This window comes from Cupriavidus oxalaticus (assembly GCF_038900635.1).
Classification (GTDB): Bacteria; Pseudomonadota; Gammaproteobacteria; order Burkholderiales; family Burkholderiaceae; genus Cupriavidus; species Cupriavidus oxalaticus_B.
The window spans coordinates 193,449-219,897 of sequence record NZ_JAYMRX010000003.1; the positions used below are offsets into that span (position 1 = coordinate 193,449).

The window sequence follows — 26,449 nt, forward strand, 5'->3', positions numbered from 1 at the left end:
CAGGCGCTTGCCGCGCCGGAGGCCTTACATGCCGACGTAGTTCGGACCGCCGCCGCCTTCCGGCGTGACCCACACGATGTTCTGCGTCGGGTCCTTGATATCGCAGGTCTTGCAGTGCACGCAGTTCTGCGCGTTGATCTGCAGCCGTTCCTTGCCCGTGGCCTCGTCCTGCACGAACTCGTACACACCCGCCGGGCAGTAGCGCGACTCGGGGCCGGCGAACTTGTCCCAGTTGATGCTGACCGGCACGCTGGCGTCCTTCAGCGTCAGGTGCGCCGGCTGGTTTTCCTCGTGGTTGGTGTTGCTGATGAACACCGAGCTGAGGCGGTCGAAGGTCAGCTTGCCGTCCGGCTTCGGGTAGACGATCTTCTCGCACTCGGCCGCCGGCTTCAGGTACACATGGTCCGGCTTGACGCGGTGGATGGTCCAGGGCGGGTTGCGGATGCCGAGCTTGGGCAGCAGCCATTGCTCGATGCCGGTCATCAGCGTCGCGGTGGTGCGGCCCTTCTTGAACCACTGCTTGAAGTTCTTGGCCTGCAGCAGCTCCTTGTACAGCCAGCTCTGCTCGAACGCGGCGGGGTAGGCGGTCAGCTCGTCGTGCTGGCGGCCGCCCTGCAGGGCGTCATAGGCGGCCTCGGCGGCCAGCATGCCGGTCTTGATCGCGGCGTGGCTGCCCTTGATGCGCGAGGCGTTCAGGTAGCCGGCATCGCAGCCGACCAGCGCGCCGCCCGGGAACACGGTCTTGGGCAGCGACAGCAGGCCGCCGGCGGTGATGGCGCGCGCACCGTACGACAGGCGCTTGCCGCCTTCGAAGTACTGGCGGATTTCCGGGTGCGTCTTGAAGCGCTGGAATTCCTCGAACGGCGACAGCCACGGGTTGGTGTAGTCCAGGCCGACCACAAAGCCGACCGCGACCTTGTTGTCTTCCATGTGGTACAGGAACGAGCCGCCGTAGGTGGCCGGATCGAGCGGCCAGCCGGCGGTGTGCACCACCAGGCCGGGCTTGTGCTTGGCCGGGTCGATTTCCCACAATTCCTTCAGGCCGATGCCGTAGCTCTGCGGATCCTTGCCGGCATCCAGGCCGAACTTGTCGATCAGCTGCTTGCCCAGGTGGCCGCGCGCGCCTTCGGCGAAGATGGTGTACTTGGCATGCAGTTCCATGCCGAGCTGGAAGTTGTCGGTGGGCTCGCCTTCCTTGCTGATGCCCATGTTGCCGGTGGCCACGCCCTTGACCGAGCCGTCTTCGTTATACAGCACCTCGGCGGCCGGGAAGCCCGGGAAGATCTCGACGCCCAGCGCCTCGGCCTGCTGCCCCAGCCAGCGCACGAAGTTCGACAGGCTGATGATGTAGTTGCCGTGGTTGTGGAAGCACTCGGGCAGCAGCGCCGGCGGCGTGCCCTTGGAGCCCGATTCGTTCAGGAACAGGAACTTGTCTTCGGTGACCGGCTGGTTCAGCGGCGCGCCCAGCTCCTTCCAGTTCGGGATCAGCTCGTTGAGGGCGCGCGGATCCATGATGGCGCCCGACAGGATATGCGCGCCGGGCTCGGAACCCTTTTCCAGCACGCATACGTTGACGTCGCTGCCTTTCTCCTGCGCGAGTTGCTTCAGGCGGATGGCCGTGGCCAGGCCGGCGGGGCCGCCGCCGACGACGACCACGTCGTATTCCATGGCTTCACGCGGGCCGAACTGCTCCAGGAGCTGTTGCTGATCCATTGTCTCTAACCCTCTATTTCTTTGCTGCTAGCTATGCAATTGTGGGAAGTGCGGTGATCGTTGTGCTCGAACTTGCGCCGGCGGGGCGTCGGGAGGGATTTTGACGGCTGTTTGCGGCCGATAGCCGGCCGGATCGCTCGTTTTCCCTCTTTCCCTTTGTAGGCCAAGTTCTTAGAATCTCCGGCATTGTCCGGGACTCGCCACCCACAGGCAAGGATTTTTTTGGAACGGTCGTTCTTTTTTTTGATATGCTGCCTTCCGCACCCGAAGAGGCTGGAAGGGCGCCCGCACAAGAGGTCATCATGGGTTTGTCGATCAATCTGGAAGGCAAGGTAGCGCTGGTCACCGGCGCGTCAAGCGGGCTGGGCTCGCGTTTCGCCACGGTCCTGGCGGCCGCTGGCGCCAAGGTCGTGCTGGCCTCGCGCCGCACCGAGCGTCTCAAGGAACTGCGCGCGGCGATCGAGGCCGAGGGCGGCAGCGCGCACGTGGTGCGGCTGGATGTCACCGATCCGGACAGCATCCGCGCAGCCGTGGCGCATGCGGAAACCGAAGCCGGCTCGATCGACATCCTGGTCAACAACTCGGGCGTGTCGACCACGCAGAAGCTGACCGACGTCACGCCCGACGATTTCGATTTCGTCTTCGACACCAATACGCGCGGCGCCTTCTTCGTCGCGCAGGAAGTCGCCAAGCGCATGATCGCGCGGGCCAAGGGCGCCGAGAAGAACGGCAGCCCGCTGCCGCAGGCGCGCATCGTCAATGTCGCGTCGGTGGCCGGCCTGAAGGTGCTGTCGCAAATCGGCATCTATTGCATGAGCAAGGCTTCGGTGGTGCACATGACGAAGGCGATGGCTCTGGAATGGGCGCGCCACGGCATCAATACCAACGCCATCTGTCCAGGCTACATCGATACCGAGATCAACCACCACCACTGGGATTCGGACGCCGGCCAGAAACTGATCCAGATGCTGCCGCGCAAGCGCCTGGGCAAGCCCGACGATCTGGACGGCCTGCTGTTGCTGCTCGCGTCCGACCAGTCGCAATTCATCAATGGCGCCGTGATCACCGCCGACGACGGCATGGTCTGAGCCCAACCGCCGGCGCAGCGCCGACCGCTTTCCGACCGCGCGCCACAAGCGTGCGGCGGAGCATCGCAATTGCCTACCCAGGGCTTATCCGGTCCCCTTGGGGCGGGCTTCCGAGCGCGGCTTCCAGTTTCCGATAAAAGAAAATTCATGCGCGGTGTGCCAGTCTTGGCATAATCCGCCATGTCTTTAGACTAAGTCTTTACATACAAGCAAAAAATGCCGCAGTGGCCGCATGGCCCGAAGCGGCCCTGGACCGGAGGCCGGGGAGATGGAGCAACAAGAAGAGGCACGGCGCAATGCCGTGCCGCAACACGTCGTCGATTCCGCGGTGATCCCGCAGGCGGCAGACGAAGCGCAGGACGCTGAATTCCGGGTTTCACCCCGCCTCGAGGACTGGATTGGCGTGATCGTGATGCTGCTGCTGGTCGCCATCACCTTCGCCAACGTGGTAGTCCGCTATTTCACCGACGAGTCGTTTGCCTGGACCGAGGAATTCTCGGTCTTCCTGATGATCGTGCTGGCGCTGGTCGCGGGCAGCGCGGCGGTGGCACGCGATCGCAATATCCGCATCGAATTCTTCTTCGAGCGCGGCAGCGCGGCGCGCCAGCGCCGGCTGGCGATCCTGTCCGCGCTGGCGGTCGCGGTGATGTTTATCGCGCTGGCGGTGCTGGGGGCGCGCATTACCTGGGATGAGTACACCTTCGGCGAAACCTCGCCCGGCATCGGCGTGCCGAGCTGGTGGTACTCGATCTGGCTGCCGGTGCTGTCGGCCGGCATTGCCCTGCGCGCGCTGGGCCTGGCGTTGCGCAACGTGCGTGCGCTCAAGGCGCTGCATGAAGAGAACCGGATGGAGAAGGAGCGTTTGCAATGACGCTGGTTGCCATCATCCTGTTCGTGGTCTTTATCGGCCTGATGCTGCTGGGCGTGCCCATCGGCGTGTCGCTGGGACTGGGCGGCCTGGTCGCGATCGGCCTGTCCAACCTGGATACCCAGATGTTCGGCCTGCTGGCCGTGCCGCAGAACTTCTACGCCGGGCTGGCCAAGTACCCGCTGCTGGCGATCCCGATGTTCGTGCTGGTGGGGTCGATCTTCGACCGTTCCGGCGTGGCGCAGCGGCTGGTGACCTTCGCCATTGCCGTGGTCGGGCGCGGACCGGGCATGCTGCCGCTGGTGGCGATCCTGGTGGCGATGTTCCTCGGCGGCATTTCCGGTTCCGGCCCGGCCAACGCGGCCGCGGTCGGCGGCGTGATGATCGCGGCGATGTCGCGTGCCGGCTATCCCGGCTCGTACAGCGCCGCGGTGGTCGGCGCGGCGGCCGCGACCGACATCCTGATCCCGCCATCGGTGGCCTTCATCATCTACAGCGTGCTGGTGCCGGGCGCTTCGGTGCCGGCGCTGTTCGCCGCTGGCATGATCCCCGGCGTGCTGGCCGGCGTCGCGCTGATCGTGCCGGCGGTGTGGCTGGCGCGCAAGCACAACATGGGCGCCGCCGAAGCCGCGCTGCCGCGCCCGCCGTTCTGGAAGAGCCTGCGCGAAGCGGCGTGGGGGCTGGTGGCGCCGTTCCTGATCCTTGGCGGCATGCGCGCGGGCTGGTTCACGCCGACCGAAGCCGCCGTGGTGGCGGTGGTCTACGGCCTCTTCGTCGGCATGGTGGTGTACCGCAGCATCGGCATGCGCGACCTGTTCACGATCTTCCAGGAAGCGGCTGAAACCTCGGCGGTGATCCTGCTGGTGGTCGCGCTGGCGGGCATCTTCGCCTATGCGCTGTCGACGCTCGGCGTGATCGATCCGCTGGCGCAGGCAATCGCCACCTCGGGACTGGGCGAGTACGGCGTGCTGGCGCTGATCGTGTTGCTGCTGATGACGGTCGGCATGTTCCTCGACGGCATCTCGATCTTCCTGATCTTCGTGCCGCTGCTGCTGCCGATCGCCAATGCCTTCCACTGGAACCCGGTGTGGTTCGGCGTGGTGCTGACGCTGAAGGTGGCGCTCGGCCAGTTCACGCCGCCGCTGGCCGTGAACCTGATGGTGTCGTGCCGGATCGCCCGCGTGCGCATGGAAGAAACCGTGCCCTGGGTGATCTGGATGCTGCTGGCGATGTTCATCGCCATGCTGATGGTGCTGGCCTATCCGCCGCTGGCGACCTGGCTGCCGGAATACCTCGGTTATTGATCGCCGTTTATCGCAGTTGACGCTTTTCCGCATTCACTAACAAGAACTGACGCTTTCCCGAGAGGAGATGAAATGAAACGTCGTGCCCTGATGCTTGCAACGGCCGCCGCCATTGCCGCTTCCGCCTTCGCCCCCGCCGGCGCGATGGCCCAGACCTACAAGTCCGAGTACAAGATGTCGCTGGTGCTCGGCCCGGCCTTCCCGTGGGGCAAGGGCGGCGAGATCTGGGCCGACCTGGTGAAGCAGCGCACCAACGGCCGCATCAACATCAAGCTGTACCCGGGCACCTCGCTGGTGGCCGGCGACCAGACCCGCGAGTTCTCGGCGATCCGCCAGGGCGTGATCGACATGGCGGTCGGCTCGACCATCAACTGGTCGCCGCAGGTCAAGGAACTGAACCTGTTCTCGCTGCCGTTCCTGATGCCCGACTACAAGGCGCTGGACGCGCTGACGCAGGGCGAAGTCGGCAAGTCGATCTTCTCTACGCTGGAGAAGGCCGGCGTGGTGCCGCTGGCCTGGGGCGAGAACGGCTTCCGCGAGGTGTCGAACTCCAAGCGCGAGCTGCGCAAGCCGGAAGACCTCAAGGGCCTGAAGCTGCGCGTGGTGGGCTCGCCGCTGTACATCGAGACCTTCAACGCGCTGGGCGCCAACCCGACCCAGATGAGCTGGGCCGACGCGCAGCCGGCGATGGCCTCGGGCGCGGTCGATGGCCAGGAGAACCCGCAGTCGGTGTTCGCCGCCGCCAAGCTGTACACGGTGGGCCAGAAGTTCGTCACCACCTGGGGCTACGTGGCTGACCCGCTGATCTTCGTGGTCAACAAGCAGATCTGGGAAAGCTGGACCCCGGCCGACCGCGAGATTGTCAAACAGGCCGCCGTCGACGCCGGCAAGCAGGAAATCGCGCTGGCCCGCAAGGGCCTGGCCGAGGCTGGCGCGCCCGCCTGGAAGGACATGGAAGCGCACGGCGTCAAGGTCACGCACCTGACCCCGGCCGAGCATGACGCCTTCCGCAAGGCGACCGCCAAGGTCTACGACAAGTGGAAGAAGCAGATCGGCACCGACCTGGTAACCAAGGCTGAAGGCGCGATCGCCAAGCGCTAAGTCATCAAGCAGGCCCGCCAGTGTTGGCGGGCCTGTTGCATTGGAGGTTCTGATGAAACACGTCTATACGGTGGTCATGCCGATCCGGTGGGGCGACATGGATGCGATGGGCCATGTCAACAACACCGTCTATTTCCAGTACCTGGAGCAGGCGCGCATCGAGTGGTTCGCGTCGCTGGGGCGCGGCGGCAAGGATCCGCAAGGGCAGGGGCCGGTCATCATCAATGCGCATATGACCTTCCTGAAGCAGCTGCGCTACCCGGGCGAGATCGAGTGCCGCGTTTATGCGGGGCAACTGGGGCGCACCAGTTTCGAGACGCGCATGGAAATCCGGCGCACCGATCTGCCCGACGTGGTGTGGGCCGAAGGCGGGGCCAAGGTTGTGTGGTGTGATTACGCGGTGGAGAAATCGGTGCCGGTGCCGGCGGAGATCCGGGCGATCATCGAGGGCTGATGCGGCCGGCAGCGCTCAGTGGTTCACCAGCCGCTGCACCAGGTCCACCGACGTACTCGCCCCATACTTCTTCATCAGCCGCGCCCGGTAAATGTCCACCGTGCGCGGGCTGATCGCCAGCAGCTTGCCGATCTGCTTGCTGGTCTTCCCTTCCACCAGCTGCGCCGCGATCTCGCGTTCGCGCGCGGTCAGTTCGGCCGTCACCTGCCGCTTCTGCGACAGGTCTTCAAAGGTCCAGATCCCCGCGCCCAGCGGTTGCGCGCGATCCAGCGCGCGGCCGGTGACGTGGCACCAGAACAGTTCGCCGCCGGCGCGCTTCATGATGCGCTCGTCCGAATACATGCCATGCTTGTTCATGATCGGCGCGATGCGGGCGCCGGTGCGCTCGAACTCGTCGGCGGTGGGGTAGAGTACCTGGAACGACTGGCCCAGCAGAGCCTCGCGCGTGGTGCCGAAGATGCGGCAGACTTGTTCGTTGCAGTCCTCGATCACGCGCTCGCGTGACAGCACCAGGCCCACGGGCGCGAGCTGGAAAGCGGTCTGGTAGTCGATGGCGGGCATCTGCTTATGTATTTTTACGTAATGGCGTAGCCGGCGGGGCTTGCGTATGCTGTCGGTCGGACGAGAGGCGGCGCCCGTCGCCGACTGCGCCGATTGTACCGTTACAATTTCCCTGCGTCGCCCACCGCACAAGCGGGCGGCGGAAGCACGACAGCGGAACCCCGAGGAACTACCGAGGAAGGAGCGAACATGAACAAGGTCTACGCCAGCGCCGCAGAAGCGCTTGCAGGCGTCGTCCGCGACGGCCAGACGATCGCCGTTGGCGGTTTCGGCCTGTGCGGCATCCCCGAGGCACTGATCGTCGCGTTGCGCGACAGCGGCGCCAAGCAGCTCACCTGCATCTCCAACAATGCCGGCGTCGACGGCTTCGGCCTGGGCCTGCTGCTGGCCACCCGCCAGATCAAGAAGATGATCTCGTCCTACGTGGGCGAGAACAAGGAATTCGAGCGCCAGTACCTGGCAGGCGAACTCGAGCTGGAATTCACCCCGCAAGGCACGCTGGCCGAGAAGCTGCGCGCCGGCGGCTCCGGCATCCCGGCGTTCTTCACCAAGACCGGGGTCGGCACCATTGTCGCCGAAGGCAAGGAAATCCGCGAGTTCGACGGCGAGCAGTATGTGATGGAGCGTTCGCTGACGGCTGATGTGGCGCTGGTCAAGGCGTACAAGGCCGACAAGGCGGGCAACCTGGTGTTCCGCCGCACCGCGCGCAACTTCAACCCGATGTGCGCCATGGCGGGCAAGGTCACAATCGCCGAGGTCGAGCATATCGTCGAGACCGGTGAGCTGGACCCCGACGAAATCCACCTGGCCGGCATTTTCGTGAAGCGCCTGGTGCTGAACACCAATCCCGAGAAACGCATCGAGCAGCGCACCGTGCGCGCGGCCAGCTAAGGAGACACCATCATGGCATGGACACGTGACGAAATGGCCGCGCGCGCCGCGGCCGAGCTGCAGGACGGTTTCTACGTCAACCTGGGCATTGGCCTGCCGACGCTGGTCGCCAACTGGGTGCCGGAAGGCATGGAAGTGTGGCTGCAGTCGGAAAACGGCCTGCTGGGCATCGGCCCATTCCCGACCGAGGAAGAAGTCGACGCCGACATGATCAACGCCGGCAAGCAGACCGTGACCACGCTGCCGGGCTCGTCGATCTTCTCGTCGGCGGACTCGTTCGCGATGATCCGCGGTGGCCACATCGACCTGGCCATCCTGGGCGCGATGCAGGTCAGCGAGAAGGGCGACCTGGCCAACTGGATGATCCCGGGCAAGATGGTCAAGGGCATGGGCGGGGCGATGGACCTGGTCGCCGGCGTCGGCCGTGTGGTGGTGCTGATGGAACACACCGCCAAGAAGAAGGACGGCACCGAGGACATCAAGATCCTGACGCAGTGCAACCTGCCGCTGACCGGCGTGGGCGTGGTCAATCGCATCATCACCGACCTGGGCGTGATTGACGTGACTGCCGACGGCCTGAAGCTGGTCGAGACCGCCCCGGGCGTCAGCCGCGAGGAAATCCAGGCGAAGACCGGCGCGCCGCTGCTGTAAGCAAGCCTCCGGCATTGCCTGACGGGCCCTGTGGCGCACTGCGCCACAGGGCTTTTTCTTTGGTGCCGGGGAGCCGACTATGCCGATCGGCCGTGCGGGCTAGCTCTATCGGCGAATGGCCCGCCCCCGCACAAGTCACTATGCTGGCCGCTTCCCAGCAGGCGTGGTCCTGCCAACACAAGTCCTGACGGAAGGTGCGCGATGCCGGCTTCCCTTACCCGATCCCTGCCACTGGTGTACGCCTGCTCCGGCTGCTCCAGCGTGGCGCAACTGGCCAATGCCTGCGCGGTGCGGCTGGACCGCGGCGGCCTTGCGGAAATGTCGTGCATCAGCGGCGTGGGCGGCGGCGTGCCGGTCCTGACGCGCGTGGCGCAATCGGGCCGGCCGATCCTGGCGCTGGACGGCTGCCCGCTGGCGTGCGTGCAGGCCTGCCTGGCAAACGTGGGCGTGGTGCCGGACCGGCACCTGGTGCTGAACCGGCTGGGTGCGGTCAAGCGCCAGCATGGCGAATGCACCGAAGGCGAGACCGAGGCGGTGTGGCGGGAAGTCGAAGCGGCGCTGGAGAGCCTTGCCGGTGTGTAGGGCAGGCCGGACGCGCGGCGGCGCATCCGGCGCGGTGGCGCGTCAGGCCGTGGGCTTGTTGTAGCGGGTGAACACCGAGGCCGCGCCGTCGGCCTTGACCAGCAGCACGTCGAAGGGATCCTTGCGCGAACCCTGCTCCATGCCTGGCGAGCCGACCGGCATGCCCGGCACCGCCAGCCCGACCGCCTTGGGTTTGGAGGCCAGCAGCTTGCGGATATCGGCTGCCGGCACGTGCCCCTCGATCGCATAGCCGCCGATATAGCCGGTATGGCAGGAGCCGAAGCGCTCCGGCATGCCGAAGCGCTTGCGGTACTCGCCGGTATCCTCGACGTCATGCACCGTCACGGTGAAGCCGTTGGCGCGCAGGTGCCTGACCCATTCCTCGCAGCAGCCGCACAGCGGGCTCTTGTAGACCTCGATGGCGAGAGGCCTGGCCTGCGCCAAGGCATCGGCCGCGGGCCCCAGTACGCCCACGGCGAGCGTGCCGAGCGCCAGCGCGCCCAGGGTGCCGAGAAAACGTCGTCGTAGCATCGTTGCTCCTTACTGCGCCGCCTTACTGCGCCGCCTTACTGCGCCGCCTTACTGCGCCACCCAGCCGCCATCCATGTTCCAGATCGCGCCGCGTACCTGGCGGGCCGCGTCGGACGACAGGAACACGGCCAGCGCGCCCAGTTCATCGGGCGTCACGAACTCGCCCGAGGGCTGCTTCTCCAACACCAGTTCGCGCTTGGCCTGCTCGACCGGGATGCCTTCCTTCTGCGCGCGGGCTTCGACCTGCTTCTGCACCAGCGGCGTCAGCACCCAGCCCGGGCAGATCGCGTTGGCGGTCACGCCGGTCTGGGCGGTCTCCAGCGCGGTCACCTTGGTGAAGCCGACGATGCCGTGCTTGGCTGCCACGTAGGCCGATTTCTGCGCCGACGCCACCAGCCCGTGCGTCGAGGCAACATTGATGATGCGGCCCCAGTTCTTCTGGCGCATGCCGGGCAGCGCAAGGCGCGTGGTGTGGAAGGCCGAGGTCAGGTTGATGGCGATGATGGCGTCCCAGCGCTCGGCGGGAAAGTCCTCGATCGGAGCCACGTGCTGGATGCCGGCGTTGTTGACCAGGATGTCCGCGCCGCCGAAGTCGGCCTGCGCATAGCGCATCATGTCCTCGATCTCTGCCGCCTTGCTCATGTCCGCGCCGTGGTAGCCGACCTGGATGCCCTGGCCGGCCTGCGCGATCTCGTTCTTTGCGGCGTCCGCGTCACCAAAGCCATTGACGATGATGTTGGCGCCCTGGGCCGCCAGCGCCTTTGCGATGCCAAGCCCGATACCGCTGGTCGAGCCAGTTACCAGAGCGGTCTTGCCTTTGAGCATGTAAGCCTCCGTCGAGAGAGATTCCACAGGAAGGAAAGGGCGGCCCGGGTGGCCGGAACCGCCTGGTCTGGCACAGCCGCGCACCGGCACGCATCGACGTGCGGGCGCGTGCGGTGGCGCAGACAGTGTGCTGTGGCATTGTACCCGGTGCGGCGTACAATCCAGTTTTGCTCAACCACCGGCAGCGCCGCTTTTTCGCGGTCCCGGCCGGGTCCGTCAGGGAGTCCAGATGTCTGCCAGTCCGCGTCTCGGTTTTGTCCAGTGCATCAGTCCGGCGGGCCTGCACCGCATGGCCTATCACGAATGGGGGGATCCCGCGAATCCTCGCGTGCTGGTGTGCGCGCACGGGCTGACGCGCACCGGCCGCGACTTCGATGCCGTTGCCAGCGCGCTGTGCGGCGACTATCGCGTGATATGCCCAGACGTGGTCGGGCGCGGTCGCTCGGAATGGCTGGCCAATCCGGACAGCTACATCGTGCCCCAGTACGTGTCCGACATGGTCACGCTGATCGCGCGGCTCAACGTGGAGCAGGTGGACTGGTTCGGCACCTCGATGGGCGGGCTGATCGGCATGGGGCTGGCAGGGCTGCCCGGGTCGCCGGTGCGCAAGCTGCTGCTGAACGACGTCGGCCCCAGGATCGCGCCGTCGGCGGTGGAGCGCATCGGTGCCTACCTGGGCCTGCCGGTACGCTTCAAGACCTTCGAGGAGGGGCTGGCTTACCTGCAGACCATCAGCGCCTCGTTCGGCCGCCACACGCCGGATCAGTGGCGCGAGCTGAACGCCGCCATCCTGAAGCCGGTGCAGGGCGGCGACGGCCTGGAATGGGGCTTGCATTACGACCCGCAGCTGGCCATGCCCTTCCGCAAGTCCACGCCGGAAACGGTGGCGGCGGGCGAGGCCGCGCTGTGGCGCAGCTTCGAGGCCATCGAAGCCTCGGTGCTGGTGGTGCGCGGCGCCCACTCCGACCTGTTGCTGCGCGAGACCGTCGCCGAGATGGTGGCGCGCGGCAAGCATGTCAGCTCGGTGGAAGTCCCTGAAGTGGGGCATGCGCCAACCTTTGTCGATCCGGCGCAGATCGCGATCGCCCGGCAGTTTTTTATCGGGTGAGTTTGCGCGCATCGCGCGGCGGCTTTGTCTTTTTATCGATCAACGCATTGTCATGAGTAACCTTGAACTGAAGCGCGCCCACGTAGGCAAGCGTTTGTCCGAATATGCAGTCTACAACGGCGTGGTCTACCTGGCCGGGCAGGTGCCCGAGGTCGATCCCAAGGCCGATATCCGCGGCCAGACGCGCGAGGTGCTTGGCCATATCGACCGGCTGCTGGCCGAGGCCGGCAGCGACAAGACCCGCATCCTGTCGTGCCAGATCTTCCTCACCAATGTCGATCTGATCGGCGAGATGAACGAGGTCTGGGACGCCTGGGTGCCGCAAGGCAACACGCCCCCGCGCGCCACGGTGGAAGCCCGCCTGGCCAATCCCGATTACCTGATCGAAGTGGTGGTGACCGCTGCGCTCAACTGAAGCAGGCGTAGGGACATGGTGACGTCGACCGACCTGGCTGGCCGGGTCGTAGGCATTCCGGATGCTGAACTGGTGGGCCGTGCGCTGGCGTACGTGCGCGAGCACGGCGCCGGCGTGGCGCTGCCTACGGGCGAGACCGTGCAGGCGCACGCCGAGGGGATGCTGCGCATCCTCGATGGCTTGCGCGTGGACGATGCCGCGCGCGCGGCTGCCTGCCTGTTCGGGCTGGCGGCATTCGTGCCCGAGACCGAAGCCGAGATCGAGCCGCGCTTCGGCGAAGAAGTGGCGCGGCTGGTCAATGGTGTGCGGCAACTGCTGCGCATCGGTGCCATCGCCGGCAATCGCCCTGATGTGGAAGCGGCCGCGCCGTCGAAGAACGAGGCGCAGGCGCGCCACGAACAGGTAGAGGCGCTGCGCAAGATGCTGCTTGCGTTCGCGCAGGATATCCGCGTGGTGCTGGTGCGGCTGGCGTCGCGGCTGCAGACGCTGCGCTGGCTGGCCGAGACCAAGCACACGCCGACTCCGGGCGTGGCGCGCGAAACGCTCGACATCTACGCGCCGCTGGCCAACCGCCTGGGTATCTGGCAGATGAAGTGGGAGCTCGAAGACCTGGCGTTCCGCTTCGAGCAGCCCGACACCTACAAGCGCATCGCCAGGCTGCTGGACGAAAAGCGCATCGAGCGCGAAGGCTATATCGCTGGCGCCATCGCGCGGCTGCAGTCCGAGCTGACGGCCGCGGGCATCCGTGCCGAGGTGAGCGGCCGGCCCAAGCACATCTACAGCATCTGGAAGAAGATGCGCGGCAAGGAGCTGGATTTCGCCGACCTGTACGATGTGCGCGCCTTCCGCGTGATCGTCGACGATATCAAGGACTGCTACACGGTGCTGGGTATCGTCCACCACATCTGGCAGCCCATTCCGCGCGAGTTCGACGACTACATCTCGCGCCCCAAGGCCAACGGCTACAAGTCGCTGCACACGGTGGTGATCGGCGATGACGGCCGCGCCTTCGAGGTGCAGATCCGCACGCACGAGATGCACCACTTCGCCGAATACGGCGTGGCGGCCCACTGGCGCTACAAGGAAGCGGGCAGCAAGGGCTACGGTGGGCAGTTCTCCGCCAGCGAGCGCTACGACGAGAAAATCGCCTGGCTGCGCCAGCTGCTGGCATGGAAGGACGATGCCGACCACAGCGTGGCGCACGACGAGTGGGAGCAGCTCAAGCACGCCGCGATCGACGACCACATCTACGTGCTGACGCCGCAGGCCCGCGTGGTGGCGCTGCCGCAGGGCGCGACGCCGCTGGACTTTGCCTATTACCTGCACAGCGACCTGGGCCACCGCTGTCGCGGCGCACGCGTGGACGGCACCATGGTGCCGCTGAATACCACGCTGAAGAACGGCCAGACTGTCGAGATCATCGCGGTCAAGCAGGGCGGGCCGTCGCGCGACTGGCTCAACGCGGAGCTTGGCTACCTGGCCAGCAGCCGCGCGCGTGCCAAGGTGCGGGCGTGGTTCAATGCGCTCGATTCGCAGGAGACCATCGCGCAGGGCCGCGCGCTGATCGACAAGACCCTGCAACGCGAGGGCAAGACCGCGGTCAAGCTGGAAGACCTGGCCGCGCGGCTGAACTTCAAGACGCCCGACGACCTGTTTGCCGCGGTGGCCAAGGACGAGTTCAGTCTGCGCCATGTCGAGCACGCGCTGCGCCACCCGGAAGGCGAAATCCAGGCGCCGCTCAGCGAAGAAGACGCCGTCACCAAGAAGAGCCGCGCCACCAGCGTGGCGCGCGGCGCCAAGAGCGGCGTGCTGGTGGTGGGCGTGGATTCGCTGATGACGCAGATGTCGCGCTGCTGCAAGCCGGCGCCGCCGGACGATATCGTCGGCTTTGTCACGCGCGGACGCGGGGTGTCGATCCACCGCCGCAACTGCCATACCTTCCAGCAGCTGTCGGCGCGCGCGCCGGAGCGGGTCATTCAAACCGAGTGGGGCAAGAAGAGCCATGCCGCGGTCTACCCGGTCGACATCCATGTCGAAGCCATCGACCGGCAAGGGCTGCTGCGCGATATCTCGGAAGTGCTGTCGCGCGAGAAGATCAACGTTACCGGCGTAAAGACGTTGTCGAGCAAGGGCGTGGCACGCATGCAGTTCACCGCGGAGGTGGCGGAGGCCACGCAGTTGCAGCGCGCGTTGTCGCTGATCGAAGAGGTGCAGGGGGTATTGCAGGCAAAAAGAAAGTGATGCTATACTTGCGTCTTCGCTAGGCTCGTAGCTCAGCTGGTTAGAGCACCACCTTGACATGGTGGGGGTCGTTGGTTCGAGTCCAATCGAGCCTACCAACGAATTGCAGTAAATCGTGCGCATTAGATCGTGCACTATCAACGAAGTGCGGCAAGTCCGATTCAACCTGAAATGGAACGGAAAGGCATCATGTTTATGACACCGCGAACTACTACCGCTGGCAAGCGACGGTAGTCGAGGTGCGCCTTCCGGCCCGGTTGAAACGGGTTTGACAAAGAGAAACGCGGCCTTGGCCGCGTTTTTTTTCGTCTGTCGCCTGCCGGCAGCCTGATAAGCTGCCGCTCTCGCGCGCTTCGGCGGTGCGAAGTGTGCAGCAAAAAATAATCGAACAATCGCCGGGTCGCGCAGCCGCGGACCGGTGCCCGCAAGATGCAGTTTGATCCGCCCGGCCGAGGCGCAGTGCGCCGCCGGCGGAATCCTGGAGAGTCCAAATGATCGCAATCACGCTGCCGGATGGGTCCCGCCGCGAGTTCCCGGGCCCGGTAACGGTTGCCGAAGTGGCGCAGAGCATCGGCTCCGGCCTGGCCAAGGCCGCGCTGGCCGGCAAGGTGGACGGCAAGCTGGTCGACACGAGCTACAAGATCGAGGACGACGCCCAGCTGGCCATCGTCACGGACAAGGACGCCGATGGCGTCGACGTCATCCGCCACTCCACGGCGCACTTGCTGGCCTATGCCGTCAAGGAACTGTATCCGGAAGCGCAGGTAACGATCGGGCCGGTGATCGAGAACGGCTTCTACTACGACTTCGCCTACAAGCGCCCCTTCACGCCGGAAGACCTGGCCGCCATCGAGAAGAAGATGACGGAACTGTCCCGCAAGGACGAGAAGGTCACGCGCGAAGTGTGGAACCGCGATGAGGCGGTGGCGCTGTTCGAGTCGATGGGTGAGAAGTACAAGGCCGAGATCATCGCGTCGATCCCGGCCGACCAGGAAATCGGCCTGTACCGCGAAGGCAATTTCGTCGACCTGTGCCGCGGCCCGCACGTGCCGTCGACGGGCAAGCTCAGGGTCTTCAAGCTGATGAAGGTGGCCGGCGCCTACTGGCGCGGCGACTCCAACAACGAGATGCTGCAGCGCGTCTACGGTACGGCCTGGGCCAAAAAGGAAGACCAGGAAGCCTACCTGCACATGCTGGAAGAGGCCGAGAAGCGCGACCACCGCAAGCTGGGCAAGACGCTCGACCTGTTCCACCTGCAGGAAGAGGCGCCCGGCATGGTGTTCTGGCACCCGAAGGGCTGGCAGGTGTGGCAGGCCGTCGAGCAATACATGCGCGGCCGCCTCGGCGACGCCGGCTATGACGAAGTGCGCACGCCGCAGGTGATGGACCGTTCGCTCTGGGAAAAGTCCGGCCACTGGCAGAACTACAAAGAGAACATGTTCGTCACGGAGTCGGAGAAGCACGACTACGCGATCAAGCCGATGAACTGCCCGGGCCACGTGCAGATCTTCAATCACGGCCTGCGCTCGTACCGCGACCTGCCGCTGCGCCTGGCCGAGTTCGGCGCCTGTCACCGCAACGAACCCTCGGGCGCGCTGCATGGCCTGATGCGCGTGCGCGGCTTTGTGCAGGACGATGCCCACATCTTCTGCACGGAAGAGCAGATCGTGGCCGAGGCCAAGGCGTTCAATGAACTGGCGTTCTCGGTCTACGACGACTTCGGCTTCAAGAACGTTTCGGTGAAGCTGTCGCTGCGCCCCGATCAGCGCTCCGGCTCCGACGAGGTCTGGGATCACGCCGAGGAAGGCCTGCGCCTGGCGCTGCGCGCCTGCGGCGTGGAATGGGAAGAACTGCCGGGCGAGGGCGCGTTCTATGGCCCGAAGGTGGAGTACCACATCAAGGACGCAATCGGCCGCTCGTGGCAATGCGGGACGTTGCAGCTCGACCTGGTGCTGCCGGAGCGCCTGGGTGCCGAGTACGTCTCCGAGGACAACTCCCGCAAGCGCCCGGTCATGCTGCATCGCGCGATCCTGGGCTCATTCGAGCGCTTCCTGGGCATCCTGCTGGAAAACCACGCCGGCGCGCTGCCCGCGTGGCTGGCGCCGGATCAGGTCGTGGTCATGAATATTGCGGATTCGCAGGCGGAATACGCCGAAAACGTCGTGCAATTGCTGCAAAAACAAGGGTTTAGGGCCAAGGCCGATTTGCGCAACGAGAAAATTACGTATAAAATCCGCGAGCATTCCCTTCAGAAGGTTCCCTACCTGCTAGTGGTGGGCGACAAGGAACGGGATGCCAATCAAGTGGCCGTGCGTGCCCGTGGCAACGTGGATCTGGGTGTGATGCCCGTTTCCGCGTTTGTTGAGCGTCTGCAACACGACGTCGCCAGCAAAGCCTGAGGGTGGTGAGCACGGCTTGTTTTTTTGTCTTCTTGAGGTAACGCAACATCGCTACGGACAAAGGTCATCGCATCAACCGCGAAATCAGCGCGCCCGAACTGCGCCTGGTAGGGGTTGATAACGAGCAGCTCGGCATCGTCAAGTTCATGGACGCTCTGCGGCTGGCTGAGGACAAGGACTTGGACCTGGTGGAGATCGCCCCGAACGCGACTCCGCCCGTCGCCCGGATCATGGATTACGGGAAGTTCAAGTACGAGGAAGCCAAGCGCGCCCACGAGGCCAAGCTGAAGCAGAAGATCATCCAGGTCAAGGAAGTCAAGTTCCGGCCGGGTACGGATGATGGCGACTACAACGTCAAGCTGCGCAACCTGAAGCGCTTCCTGGAAGATGGCGACAAGACCAAGATCACGCTGCGGTTCCGTGGTCGCGAGATGGCCCACCAGGAAATCGGCGCGCGCATGCTCGAACGCCTGAAGGCGGATCTGGAAGAGATCGGCCAGGTCGAGCAGATGCCGAAGATGGAAGGGCGCCAGATGGTGATGGTGCTCGCCCCCAAGAAGAAGAAGTAATTCTTGCGCGGTGCGGCGGCCGGGATGCCAGCGCTTCCCGGCGTTGCTTCGTGCGGAAGTCGCGCGTGCCCTGCAAGGGCATCGTGCAACAACAAGTGGATGCGGGTCTTGCAAGCGTCGGCGTGAGCCGTCCACCTGCATGCATGTCATATGAGCTGGAGTTTTTCATGCCGAAGATGAAGACGAAGAAAAGCGCTTCCAAGCGCTTTACTGCCCGTCCGAACGGTTCGTTCAAGCGTGGCCAGGCCTTCAAGCGTCACATCCTGACCAAGAAGACCACCAAGAACAAGCGTCAACTGCGCGGTACTCAGGACGTCCATGAGACGAACCTGAAGTCGGTGCGCGCGATGATGCCTTACGCATAACCCCTGACGATAACGAAAGGAGAATTACATGCCTCGAGTAAAGCGTGGGGTCACTGCACGGGCCCGTCACAAGAAGGTTATCGATGCTGCCAAGGGTTACCGCGGCCGTCGCAATAATGTCTATCGCATCGCCAAGCAGGCGGTCATGCGTGCTGGCCAGTACGCGTACCGCGATCGCCGCAACAAGAAGCGCGTGTTCCGCGCCCTGTGGATTGCGCGTATCAATGCCGCGACGCGTGAGCATGGCATGACCTACAGCGTGTTCATGAACGGTCTGAAGAAGGCCTCGATTGAACTGGACCGCAAGGTGCTGTCGGACATGGCTATTCACGACAAGCCTGCCTTTGCCGCCATCGTCAACCAGGTGAAAGCCACCGTTGCCTGATGCCGGCTGCGGCTGCGCGTAAGCGCCGCCGGGCAAGCACCGACCGCAAGGTCGACCGCTGACCGCAAGGTCCGCTGAAACGGGGCTCCTCACCGAGCCCCGTTTTTATTTGCGGTTCCGGATACCGTTTCGCGCTTGTTATCAAGACGGCATCCGGAAACGCATACCGCACGCAGTGCCAACCCACGTCGAGCCGGCCTTGTTTCTTGACATTGTTCCGCCGACGTCAGAACACTCCACGACCGCCGCCATGTCTCAGGATCTGGACCAAATCGTCGCTGACGCCCAGGCCGCTTTCGCCGCCGCCAATGACAACGCCACGCTGGAAAACGAAAAGGCCCGCTTCCTGGGCAAGACCGGCGCGCTGACCGAACTGCTCAAGGGTCTCGGCAAGCTCGACCCGGAGACCCGCAAGAGCGAGGGTGCGCGCATCAACCAGGTCAAGCAGCAGGTGGAAGCCGCGCTGCAGGCGCGACGCCAGGCGCTGGCCGATGCGCTGATGAACGCGCGCCTGGCCGCCGAAGCCATCGACGTCACGCTGCCGGGCCGCGCGGTTGGCCGCGGCAGCCTGCATCCGGTGATGCGCACGTGGGAGCGTGTCGAGCAGATCTTCGGCTCGATCGGCTTCGACGTGGCCGACGGCCCCGAGATCGAAACCGACTGGATGAACTTCACCGCGCTGAACAACCCGGACAACCATCCGGCGCGTTCGATGCAGGACACGTTCTACGTCGATGGCCGCGACAGCGACGACAAGCTCCTGCTGCTGCGCACGCACACCAGCCCGATGCAGGTCCGCTACGCCAGGATGCACGTGGAAAAGTACGCGGGCAAGGCGATGCCGCCGATCAAGGTGATCTGCCCGGGCCGTACCTACCGCGTCGACAGCGACGCCACCCACTCGCCGATGTTCAACCAGGTCGAAGGCCTGTGGATCGGCGAGGACGTCAGCTTTGCCGACCTCAAGGGCGTGTACACCGATTTCCTGCGCAAGTTCTTCGAGCGCGATGACATCCAGGTGCGCTTCCGCCCGTCGTACTTCCCGTTCACCGAGCCGTCGGCGGAAATCGACATGGCCTTCGGCAATGGGAAATGGCTGGAAATTTCCGGTTCGGGCCAGGTGCATCCGAACGTGCTGCGCAACATGGGCTTCGATCCCGAGCGCTATATCGGTTTCGCGTTCGGCTCCGGCCTCGAACGCCTGACCATGCTGCGTTATGGCATCAGCGACCTGCGCCTGTTCTTCGAGGGCGACGTGCGCTTCCTGCGCCAGTTCGCTTGACGCGGGGCTGATTCAGCCGCCGCAACACTCGTCACCGACTACACAGAATACTTACCGGATCAGAAGCGCCATGCAATTCTCGGAATCCTGGCTTCGCACCTTCGCCAACCCTGAAAAGATCTCCACCGACGCGCTGTCGCACAGCCTGACCATGGCCGGACTGGAAGTGGAAGAGGTGGGCCCGGTCGCGCCGCCGTTCGACAAGGTGGTGGTCGCGCACGTGCTGTCGACCGAGCGCCATCCCAACGCCGACCGCCTCAACGTGTGCCAGGTCGATGCCGGTACCGGCGAGACCCTGCAGATCGTCTGCGGCGCGCCCAACGTCAAGCCCGGCATCAAGGTGCCGTGCGCACTGGTCGGCGCGGTGCTGCCGCCGGCGGAGGACGGCGGCCAGCCGTTCGAAATCAAGATCGGCAAGCTGCGTGGCGTGGATAGCTACGGCATGCTGTGCTCGGCCCGCGAACTGAAGCTGTCCGAAGAGCACGGCGGCCTGATGGTGCTGCCCGAAGATGCGCCGGTCGGCCAGAACATCCGCGAGTACCTGGACCTGGATGACCAGGTCTTCGTCATCAAGCTGACGCCGAACAAGGCGGATTGCCTGTCGATCCACGGCGTCGCGCGCGAAGTGTCGGCGCTGACCGGTGCCGCGCTGAACCTGCCTGACATGTCGCCGGTGCCGGTGACGATCCAGGACAAGCTGCCGGTCAAGGTGTCGGCGCCCGATCTGTGCGGTCGCTTCTCCGGCCGTATCATCCGCGGCGTCAACGCACGCGCCGCCACGCCGCAGTGGATGGTGCAGCGCCTGGAGCGCTCGGGCCAGCGCAGCGTGTCCGCGCTGGTCGATATCTCGAACTACGTGATGCTGGAACTGGGCCGTCCGTCGCACGTGTTCGACCTGCACAAGATCCATGGCGGCCTGGACGTGCGCTGGGGCCGCAAGGGCGAGCAGATCAAGCTGCTGAACGGCAATACCATCGGGGTCGACGAGCAGGTCGGCGTGATCGCCGATGATAAGGAAATCGAGAGCCTGGCCGGCATCATGGGCGGCGACAGCACTGCCGTCACGCTGGACACCACCGACATCTACCTCGAAGCCGCATTCTGGTGGCCGGCCGCGATCCAGGGCCGCAGCCGCCGCTACAACTTCTCCACCGACGCGGGGCACCGTTTCGAGCGCGGCGTGGACTATGCCACCACCGTCGAGCATATCGAGCGCATCACTGCGTTGATCCTCGAGATCTGCGGCGGCCAGGCGGGTCCGGTGGACGACCACGTGGTCAACCTGCCGGTGCGCAAGCCGGTCAGCCTGCGCGTGGCGCGCGCCGAGCGCGTGCTCGGCATCGAGCTGTCGCCGGCCGCCATCGCCGATGTGTTCCAGCGTCTGCAACTGCCGTTTACGCGCGCGCAAGGCGCCGAAGGCGAAGTGTTTGAGGTCACGCCGCCGAGCTACCGCTTCGACATCGAGATCGAGGAAGACCTGATCGAGGAAGTCGCGCGCATCTACGGCTTCGAGCGCATCCCGGCGCGGCCGCCGGTCGCCGAAAGCGAAATGCGCCCGACCCACGAAGCCCGCCGCTCGACGCACGTGGTGCGCCACGCGCTGGCTGCGCGCGATTACCAGGAAGTCATCAATTTCGCCTTCGTCGAAGAGAAGTGGGAACGCGACTTCGCCGCCAACGACAAGCCGATCCGCCTGCTGAACCCGATCGCCAGCCAGCTGGCCGTCATGCGTTCGTCGCTGGTCGGCGGCCTGGTCGACAAGGTGCGCTACAACCTGAACCGCAAGGCCGCGCGCGTGCGCATGTTCGAGGTGGGCCGCGTGTTCCATCGCGACGAGAGCGTGAAGGACGGCGGCCTGACGGTGGCCGGCTACCACCAGCCGATGATGGCCGCGGGCATCGCCTACGGCCCGGCATTTGAAGAGCAGTGGGGCATCGCCACGCGCAATGTCGACTTCTTCGACGTCAAGGGCGACGTCGAGGCGCTGTTCCATCCGCGCGTGCCGCGCTTCGAGCCGGTGTCGCACCCGGCGCTGCATCCTGGCCGCGCCGCGCGCGTGGTGGTCGATGGCAAGCCGGTTGGCGTGGTCGGTGAACTGCATCCGCGCTGGCTGCAGGAATACGAACTGCAGCACGCACCGGTGCTGTTCGAACTGGAGCTTGACGCGCTGCGCGAGACCGGCCTGCCCACATACACCGAAATCTCCAAGTTCCCGGCCGCCGTGCGCGACCTCGCCGTGGTGGTGAAGCAATCGGTACGCGTGCAGGACATGCTCGACGCCATGCGCGCGGCGCTGGAAAAGCAGGGCTATGGCCGCTTCTGCCAGGGCCTGGTGCTGTTCGACGAGTTCCGTCCCAAGGCCGCTTCGGCCGCCATCGGCGCGGACGAGAAAAGCCTTGCGTTCCGGGTGACCTTGCAAGATACTGGGTCGACCCTCCAGGACGAAACCGTCGACAGCGCAGTGCGCTCCATGGTCGACGCGCTGACAGAGGCCTTCCAGGCCCGGCTGCGCGGCTAGACTGACGCCACTAGCGACGGCTTACGATAAACAAGGGCGCCCGGGCCTGGCCCCGGGCGGATCGCCAGACAGACACTAGAGCGATCGACATGAATGATCGAGACGCGAATTCCATGACCGCTGCAGCACTGGGTGACATGAGCGACCGGCAGGCTTCCACCCTTGACGACGCGACGCCGGATACCCGCGCGCCCGAAGTTCCCACGCTGACCAAGGCCGAACTCGCCGAGATGCTGTTCGACCAGGTCGGCCTGAACAAGCGCGAATCCAAGGACATGGTCGAGGCCTTCTTCGACGTCATCCGCGAAGCGCTGGAGCAGGGCGACAGTGTCAAGCTGTCCGGCTTCGGCAACTTCCAGTTGCGCGACAAGCCGCAGCGGCCCGGCCGCAATCCCAAGACCGGTGAAGTGATTCCGATCACCGCGCGCCGGGTCGTGACGTTTCACGCCAGCCAGAAGCTCAAGGGCCTGGTCGAAGAGCGCGCGGACATCGCCGGCTGACGCTTCGCCGCGTCATCGCTTCACCCGAAAGGCGGATTGCTTCCGCAGGCCTGCATCGGTATCCTTCTGGGCGCGCAAAACCCTGCGCGCCAACCTCATGGCCGGCATGGCCTGACGCACGTCTACACTCTGCATGTCGGACAAATCCAGCGAACGCATCGCGTTGCCGCCGATCCCGGCCAAGCGCTACTTCACCATCGGTGAGGTGAGCGAGCTTTGCGCCGTCAAGCCGCATGTCCTGCGCTACTGGGAGCAGGAGTTCACGCAGCTCAAGCCGGTCAAGCGCCGCGGTAACCGTCGCTACTACCAGCACCATGAAGTGCTGCTGATCCGGCGCATCCGCGAGCTGCTGTACGAGCAGGGCTTCACCATCAACGGCGCGCGCAACCGGCTCGACGAAGGCCGTCATCACACCGCCGCTGCGGCGGAAACCGCTGACGAACGCCGCGAGGAAAGCCCGGCAGCCTTGTCGATCGATGTGGCGGGTCTGCGCAATGAACTGGTCGAGGTGCAGCACCTGCTCGCGCAGTTGCGCGAGATCGCGAAGCACGGATAATTTGTGCGTCCGGACCTAGTCATACGGGAAATGATTCTGATATAATTTTCTTCTTTCGGGGCGTAGCGCAGCCTGGTAGCGTACCTGCATGGGGTGCAGGTGGTCGGAGGTTCAAATCCTCTCGCCCCGACCAGAACAAGAAACCCGCCTGGTGCAAACCAGGCGGGTTTTTCTTTGCGCGTGTTGCCCGCAGTGATGCGAGCTCACTTGCCATGCATCGCCATGCACCCGCAGCGGGAGAACACGGATGGCATGCTGCGTAACGCTTTGATACAGCCGCTTGCCGCGGCGGTTGTTATGCTCGGTACTCCCCCGAGCAGGTCGTTCCCATGGCACGCACACACCTTACCCCCATCGTCATCTTCTCTTGCCTGCTGGCCTCACCCGTCTCACATGCCGGCGGTGAGTACAAGGAAAAATTCCGCAGCGGCCCCTGCAAGATCGAGCGTGAGGTCAAGCAAGATGGCGAATACAAGGAAGAGCGCAAGTGCAAGGGTGGTCCGCGCGGCTATGAGCACAAGGAAAAATTTCGCGATGGTCCGTGCCTGATTGAGCGTAAGTGGGACGACGACGGGGAGTATGAAGAGAAGGTCGAATGCAAGCGTTCATGAAGGCGTGACGTTGGCCGCAGACGTTTCCGCATCGCGCCTATAGTGAATGCTCTGGCTGCGGCCATGGCATGACAGGACCATCGTCCTGTCGCAACGACGGAGGACGGCATGTCGGACAAGGACCATGGGATGGGGATCGCCGGTACCACCTGTATCGCGCTGGCGGTGGCGGGACTTGCGCTGACCGCGTCGTTGATACTCGCTTACTATGCGACGCGGTCGCGCGTCGAGGGGTTGTATCTTGGTGGCAGCGGACAGGAGCCAGCGGGCGAATAGTCCGGTACAGCCACTAGCCCTTGATATCGGACGGGTCGTTGCCGAAGCTGTTGCGCATGCGGATCTGGCCGTCGCGGCCGTGAATCAGTAGTTCGACGCGCAGTTGCTTCGCTTTCTCCGTGCCGGCGGCGATCGCGTCTTCCTGCGACGCAAACAGCTAGACAGCAGCAAGCACCCTTACGGCCGTTGCTCCGGCTCGGCACGGTATGCGGACCAGTAGTAATGCGTGTACCGGCCGTGGCGTGCCTGCTTCTTTTCGATAAACAGCCGTACGGTGCCGGCGACGGCGTGGCCTGCTTCCAGCAGCACCTCCCGGTGGGCGGGGCCGTCGCGCGTGGCGAGGCCGAGCGTGCCCAGCGCGGCGGCAATGTAGTGGCCGGGAATGCGGCCCAGGATGCCGTTGGCACCGGGGACCGGGTAGCTGTCGGGCGGCGCTGCCGGTACGTGGCAGCGGGAAGCGAGCTTGTTGTTGCCCATCGGTCAGGGCCTGCCGGGGCTGATGCTGATGCCATCCCGGGTCAGGTCCAGCAGCGGGAGGTGGCCGTAGGCGCGCAGCCGGCGGATATCTTCCCGCGCCGAGGCCGGCAGGCCGGGGCGGCATGACAGCGCACGGGAGCTGATCTGGAAGGTGCCGCAGCTGGGGCAGGTGTAGCGGTAGCCGCGCGGCGCGGCGCGCAGGCGCTCGGCGGCGGCGCCGCAGACGGGGCAGTTGGCGGGTTCGGGTGACATGGGGCGAACAGGAAGATACTGTATGGATATACAGTATAGCGCTGCTGCGCGGACTGTCGGAGGAAAAAGCGGTGGGATACCCGGGTTCTTTGCCGATGGGCGCGCGAGGTGGCGGCGTAGACTGGCGCCGCAGTCCTGACGGCCCGCCGGCACCCCGCCGCGGCGGGCTGTTTTTTTGCCGCGCGCGCTATCGCGAGAGCCGGCGCAGCAGGGCGTCGTGGCCGCTTGCCAGGCTTGCAAGCGCGGCTGCGTCGGCCAGTTCGAACTCGCTGAACTGGAAGGCCGGCGCCACAGTACAACCGACCAGCGCAAAGTCGACGCCGTCGCCCAGGTCCACGCGTTCCGCGGCAAACCATCGCCCGGTGGGCACCATCGCCTGGAACGACGCGCCGGCGTGGCGCAAGGGATCGCCGAGACGCTGCGTGACGATGCCCCCGTCGGCGATGCTGTGCACGTCTATCGGCGAACCGGCGTGGAAGTGCCACAACTCGTCGGAACGGATGCGGTGCCACGCGGAATAGTCGTTGCCGCACAGCATGTAGTAGATCGCGGTACTGGCTTCGCGCGTACGCTGGTCGGCGCACACGACGCGTTCTTCGCTGCGGTAGGTCTCGCGGTAGAAGCCGCCTTCCGGGTGCGGCATCAGTTCAAGCGTGCGGATCAGTGCGTCGGCGGCAGGGCTGCGGTCTGGCATGTCGGTGTCGGCAGGGCATGGGTGCGGGCGGAAGCGATAGCTTAAAGCAGGGCGAAGCGTGCCTGCGCAGGGCCGACCAGCGCAGGGCGGCTGACCGGATAGCGGTGGCGCGTGCCGTGCGCATCGAACGAGAGGAAATCGGGCGTCCAGCGCAGCGACCGCAGCAGGTCGGGCTCGATGCCGTGGACGATGATGGCGCCGGCGTCAATGCTGACGCTGCCGCAGGGCAAGCGCAGGGATTCGGCATCGTCGCCGAAATAAAAGGCCTCTAGGAGGATGGAATCGGACTGATACAGGGGCATATGGCAAGACCATGCGGCGGCGCTGCCGAATGCAGAACGCCGTTGAATTACTGTATGGATATACAGTATAGTCACCGCCCGCGCTGCGGTCACGTCCGAAATTCTTATTTCAGCGCGCCGTCCGCTGCCAATGGCCTCTTTCCGGATTGGTATAACCTTCTGAAAGCAATACCGCGCGCTGCCGGCGGTCTTGCGCAGGTGGCACGATGGCCGGCTGGCGGCCGCTGACAGGGGATGCCGATGGCGCAGTGTGGAAGCAGGGCTTGCTGGTTTGGCCTGGGCGTGGCGCTTGGCGCGGCGCTGGGCGGTGCCTGCGCGATGTTGCTGCGGACAGGTCCGGCACGAGGCAGGCCGGACCCGCGTGCGGACGCACCGGTGGTGCCATCCAATGCCAGTGCCGACCGTGCGCTGACCGATGACGCAACCGACGTGGTCGAGTATCGCGGCTTTGTCGTCCACGTGTTCTGCCACGCGCTGGGGCCGGGACGTTTCAAGGCGTTGTGCGATATTTGGGAGTCTGGCGCCGTCGTGCTGGAAGGCGGCGGGCCGCCGACCACGCATGCCACGCCGGAGGATGCCCGCGCCGCGGCGATTTCATGGGCGCGGCAGTGGGTGCAACGCAATGGTTGAGCGGGCCGCTATCGCGGCCCAAATTTTCAATTTTCAGGAGAGTTCATGTTTGTTTGTGGGAACCAGGCTTGCGGCGCGCGCTGGGAGCCGGATGAGGTGCAGATCCGCAACGAAGGGCAGGGGCCGGTATTCCGCTGCCCGCAATGCGGCGCCCGCAACCATGTCGAAGCCCGCACCGCGCGCGACGGCACCACGGTCTATCGGCAGGTAGCCGCGAAGCCGGCAGCGCGCTAGACGTATCGGCGCCGCAAGCCTGTGCAGCACCCCACGCATGTGGGGTCAAATTCACATGGCTGCCGA

31 protein-coding genes, 2 tRNA genes and 1 pseudogene are annotated in these 26,449 nt (G+C 65.1%); 25 read left to right on the forward strand and 9 right to left on the reverse strand.

Annotation, left to right across the window (positions count from 1 at the left end; all coding sequences use genetic code 11):
- Nucleotides 1–24 precede the first annotated feature (24 nt).
- Nucleotides 25–1,713 carry an electron transfer flavoprotein-ubiquinone oxidoreductase gene (locus VSR71_RS07545; RefSeq protein WP_342913285.1) on the reverse strand — a complete coding sequence of 563 codons (1,689 nt, stop codon included), beginning with the start codon at nt 1,711–1,713 and terminating at the stop codon, nt 25–27.
- A gap of 302 nt (nt 1,714–2,015) precedes the next feature.
- Between VSR71_RS07545 and VSR71_RS07550 the strand changes: the two genes are divergently transcribed.
- From VSR71_RS07550 to VSR71_RS07570, 5 genes are all read left to right on the forward strand, one after another.
- The gene (locus VSR71_RS07550) at nt 2,016–2,801 is read left to right on the forward strand and encodes an SDR family oxidoreductase (RefSeq protein ID WP_029049693.1); all 786 of its coding nucleotides are present in this window, start codon (nt 2,016–2,018) and stop codon (nt 2,799–2,801) included.
- Between the two features lie 268 nt (nt 2,802–3,069).
- The gene (locus VSR71_RS07555; RefSeq protein WP_342913286.1) at nt 3,070–3,672 is read left to right on the forward strand and encodes a TRAP transporter small permease; all 603 of its coding nucleotides are present in this window, start codon (nt 3,070–3,072) and stop codon (nt 3,670–3,672) included.
- A complete protein-coding gene (locus tag VSR71_RS07560; RefSeq protein ID WP_207951277.1) occupies nt 3,669–4,973 on the forward strand; it encodes a TRAP transporter large permease in 1,305 nt (434 codons plus the stop codon). Before VSR71_RS07555 ends, VSR71_RS07560 begins: the two co-directional genes overlap by 4 nt.
- Nucleotides 4,974–5,045: 72 nt before the next feature.
- The gene (locus tag VSR71_RS07565; RefSeq protein ID WP_342913287.1) at nt 5,046–6,074 is read left to right on the forward strand and encodes a DctP family TRAP transporter solute-binding subunit; all 1,029 of its coding nucleotides are present in this window, start codon (nt 5,046–5,048) and stop codon (nt 6,072–6,074) included.
- A gap of 52 nt (nt 6,075–6,126) precedes the next feature.
- Nucleotides 6,127–6,528, forward strand: a complete 402-nt coding sequence (locus VSR71_RS07570) for an acyl-CoA thioesterase (RefSeq protein WP_342913288.1) — start codon at nt 6,127–6,129, stop codon at nt 6,526–6,528.
- Nucleotides 6,529–6,543: 15 nt separating this feature from the next.
- On the opposite strand, the gene VSR71_RS07575 is transcribed toward VSR71_RS07570, so the two are convergent.
- The gene (locus VSR71_RS07575; protein WP_342913289.1) at nt 6,544–7,089 is read right to left on the reverse strand and encodes a PAS and helix-turn-helix domain-containing protein; all 546 of its coding nucleotides are present in this window, start codon (nt 7,087–7,089) and stop codon (nt 6,544–6,546) included.
- Between the two features lie 189 nt (nt 7,090–7,278).
- Here VSR71_RS07575 and VSR71_RS07580 point away from each other — a divergent pair, with 189 nt between their 5' ends.
- The 3 genes from VSR71_RS07580 to VSR71_RS07590 all read left to right on the forward strand — a co-directional run bounded on the left by VSR71_RS07580 (nt 7,279) and on the right by VSR71_RS07590 (nt 9,213).
- Complete coding sequence (locus tag VSR71_RS07580; RefSeq protein WP_342913290.1) at nt 7,279–7,980, forward strand: CoA transferase subunit A; 702 nt, start codon at nt 7,279–7,281, stop codon at nt 7,978–7,980.
- A gap of 12 nt (nt 7,981–7,992) precedes the next feature.
- Nucleotides 7,993–8,631 (forward strand): CoA transferase subunit B, encoded by a 639-nt coding sequence (locus VSR71_RS07585; protein ID WP_342913291.1) that lies wholly within the window; start codon nt 7,993–7,995, stop codon nt 8,629–8,631.
- Between the two features lie 201 nt (nt 8,632–8,832).
- The gene (locus tag VSR71_RS07590) at nt 8,833–9,213 is read left to right on the forward strand and encodes a putative zinc-binding protein (RefSeq protein WP_342913292.1); all 381 of its coding nucleotides are present in this window, start codon (nt 8,833–8,835) and stop codon (nt 9,211–9,213) included.
- A gap of 42 nt (nt 9,214–9,255) precedes the next feature.
- Here VSR71_RS07590 and VSR71_RS07595 read toward each other — a convergent pair whose 3' ends face one another.
- Together VSR71_RS07595 and VSR71_RS07600 are read right to left on the reverse strand one after the other, a co-directional pair.
- Entirely contained in the window at nt 9,256–9,744 is a 489-nt protein-coding gene (locus VSR71_RS07595) for a DUF411 domain-containing protein (protein ID WP_342913293.1), read from the reverse strand.
- A gap of 48 nt (nt 9,745–9,792) precedes the next feature.
- The gene (locus VSR71_RS07600) at nt 9,793–10,569 is read right to left on the reverse strand and encodes a 3-hydroxybutyrate dehydrogenase (RefSeq protein WP_342913294.1); all 777 of its coding nucleotides are present in this window, start codon (nt 10,567–10,569) and stop codon (nt 9,793–9,795) included.
- 229 nt (nt 10,570–10,798) lie between these two features.
- Between VSR71_RS07600 and VSR71_RS07605 the strand changes: the two genes are divergently transcribed.
- The 15 genes from VSR71_RS07605 to VSR71_RS07675 all read left to right on the forward strand — a co-directional run bounded on the left by VSR71_RS07605 (nt 10,799) and on the right by VSR71_RS07675 (nt 23,794).
- Nucleotides 10,799–11,677 (forward strand): alpha/beta hydrolase, encoded by an 879-nt coding sequence (locus VSR71_RS07605; protein WP_342913295.1) that lies wholly within the window; start codon nt 10,799–10,801, stop codon nt 11,675–11,677.
- Between the two features lie 52 nt (nt 11,678–11,729).
- Complete coding sequence (locus VSR71_RS07610) at nt 11,730–12,092, forward strand: RidA family protein (RefSeq protein WP_063238517.1); 363 nt, start codon at nt 11,730–11,732, stop codon at nt 12,090–12,092.
- A gap of 15 nt (nt 12,093–12,107) precedes the next feature.
- Nucleotides 12,108–14,333, forward strand: coding sequence for a bifunctional (p)ppGpp synthetase/guanosine-3',5'-bis(diphosphate) 3'-pyrophosphohydrolase (locus VSR71_RS07615; RefSeq protein ID WP_342913296.1), 2,226 nt, complete (start codon nt 12,108–12,110; stop codon nt 14,331–14,333).
- A gap of 21 nt (nt 14,334–14,354) precedes the next feature.
- Nucleotides 14,355–14,431 (forward strand) — tRNA-Val (locus VSR71_RS07620).
- A gap of 393 nt (nt 14,432–14,824) precedes the next feature.
- Nucleotides 14,825–16,732 (forward strand): threonine--tRNA ligase, encoded by a 1,908-nt coding sequence (thrS, locus tag VSR71_RS07625; RefSeq protein ID WP_342913297.1) that lies wholly within the window; start codon nt 14,825–14,827, stop codon nt 16,730–16,732.
- A gap of 47 nt (nt 16,733–16,779) precedes the next feature.
- On the forward strand, nt 16,780–17,301 hold the full coding sequence (gene infC, locus VSR71_RS07630; protein WP_081479471.1) for a translation initiation factor IF-3: 522 nt from the start codon (nt 16,780–16,782) through the stop codon (nt 17,299–17,301).
- A 167-nt stretch (nt 17,302–17,468) separates the two neighbouring features.
- The gene (rpmI, locus tag VSR71_RS07635; protein WP_006575466.1) at nt 17,469–17,666 is read left to right on the forward strand and encodes a 50S ribosomal protein L35; all 198 of its coding nucleotides are present in this window, start codon (nt 17,469–17,471) and stop codon (nt 17,664–17,666) included.
- Between the two features lie 28 nt (nt 17,667–17,694).
- Complete coding sequence (gene rplT / locus VSR71_RS07640; protein ID WP_008650487.1) at nt 17,695–18,051, forward strand: 50S ribosomal protein L20; 357 nt, start codon at nt 17,695–17,697, stop codon at nt 18,049–18,051.
- Nucleotides 18,052–18,301: 250 nt separating this feature from the next.
- On the forward strand, nt 18,302–19,333 hold the full coding sequence (pheS, locus tag VSR71_RS07645; protein WP_342913298.1) for a phenylalanine--tRNA ligase subunit alpha: 1,032 nt from the start codon (nt 18,302–18,304) through the stop codon (nt 19,331–19,333).
- Nucleotides 19,334–19,403: 70 nt separating this feature from the next.
- Entirely contained in the window at nt 19,404–21,851 is a 2,448-nt protein-coding gene (gene pheT / locus VSR71_RS07650) for a phenylalanine--tRNA ligase subunit beta (protein WP_342913299.1), read from the forward strand.
- Between the two features lie 89 nt (nt 21,852–21,940).
- Nucleotides 21,941–22,351, forward strand: coding sequence for an integration host factor subunit alpha (locus tag VSR71_RS07655; RefSeq protein WP_063238522.1), 411 nt, complete (start codon nt 21,941–21,943; stop codon nt 22,349–22,351).
- Nucleotides 22,352–22,484: 133 nt separating this feature from the next.
- Nucleotides 22,485–22,907, forward strand: a complete 423-nt coding sequence (locus VSR71_RS07660; protein WP_342913300.1) for a MerR family transcriptional regulator — start codon at nt 22,485–22,487, stop codon at nt 22,905–22,907.
- Nucleotides 22,908–22,963: 56 nt separating this feature from the next.
- A tRNA-Pro gene (locus tag VSR71_RS07665) sits at nt 22,964–23,040 on the forward strand.
- Nucleotides 23,041–23,236: 196 nt separating this feature from the next.
- On the forward strand, nt 23,237–23,518 hold the full coding sequence (locus VSR71_RS07670) for a hypothetical protein (protein WP_342913301.1): 282 nt from the start codon (nt 23,237–23,239) through the stop codon (nt 23,516–23,518).
- Between the two features lie 108 nt (nt 23,519–23,626).
- The gene (locus VSR71_RS07675; RefSeq protein WP_342913302.1) at nt 23,627–23,794 is read left to right on the forward strand and encodes a hypothetical protein; all 168 of its coding nucleotides are present in this window, start codon (nt 23,627–23,629) and stop codon (nt 23,792–23,794) included.
- A gap of 13 nt (nt 23,795–23,807) precedes the next feature.
- Here the strand turns inward: VSR71_RS07675 and VSR71_RS07680 are convergent.
- From VSR71_RS07680 to VSR71_RS07700, 5 genes and pseudogenes are all read right to left on the reverse strand, one after another.
- A pseudogene (locus VSR71_RS07680) lies at nt 23,808–23,948 on the reverse strand (DUF2188 domain-containing protein); the annotation flags it as partial.
- Nucleotides 23,949–23,971: 23 nt separating this feature from the next.
- Nucleotides 23,972–24,271, reverse strand: a complete 300-nt coding sequence (locus tag VSR71_RS07685; RefSeq protein WP_342913303.1) for a hypothetical protein — start codon at nt 24,269–24,271, stop codon at nt 23,972–23,974.
- A gap of 3 nt (nt 24,272–24,274) precedes the next feature.
- Nucleotides 24,275–24,523, reverse strand: coding sequence for a hypothetical protein (locus tag VSR71_RS07690; RefSeq protein ID WP_342913304.1), 249 nt, complete (start codon nt 24,521–24,523; stop codon nt 24,275–24,277).
- Between the two features lie 187 nt (nt 24,524–24,710).
- Nucleotides 24,711–25,217 carry a cupin domain-containing protein gene (locus VSR71_RS07695; protein WP_342913305.1) on the reverse strand — a complete coding sequence of 169 codons (507 nt, stop codon included), beginning with the start codon at nt 25,215–25,217 and terminating at the stop codon, nt 24,711–24,713.
- A 41-nt stretch (nt 25,218–25,258) separates the two neighbouring features.
- The gene (locus VSR71_RS07700; protein ID WP_342913306.1) at nt 25,259–25,519 is read right to left on the reverse strand and encodes a hypothetical protein; all 261 of its coding nucleotides are present in this window, start codon (nt 25,517–25,519) and stop codon (nt 25,259–25,261) included.
- A 240-nt stretch (nt 25,520–25,759) separates the two neighbouring features.
- Here VSR71_RS07700 and VSR71_RS07705 point away from each other — a divergent pair, with 240 nt between their 5' ends.
- Together VSR71_RS07705 and VSR71_RS07710 are read left to right on the forward strand one after the other, a co-directional pair.
- On the forward strand, nt 25,760–26,149 hold the full coding sequence (locus tag VSR71_RS07705; RefSeq protein ID WP_342913307.1) for a hypothetical protein: 390 nt from the start codon (nt 25,760–25,762) through the stop codon (nt 26,147–26,149).
- Between the two features lie 45 nt (nt 26,150–26,194).
- On the forward strand, nt 26,195–26,383 hold the full coding sequence (locus VSR71_RS07710; RefSeq protein WP_029047721.1) for a hypothetical protein: 189 nt from the start codon (nt 26,195–26,197) through the stop codon (nt 26,381–26,383).
- Nucleotides 26,384–26,449: the final 66 nt, after the last annotated feature.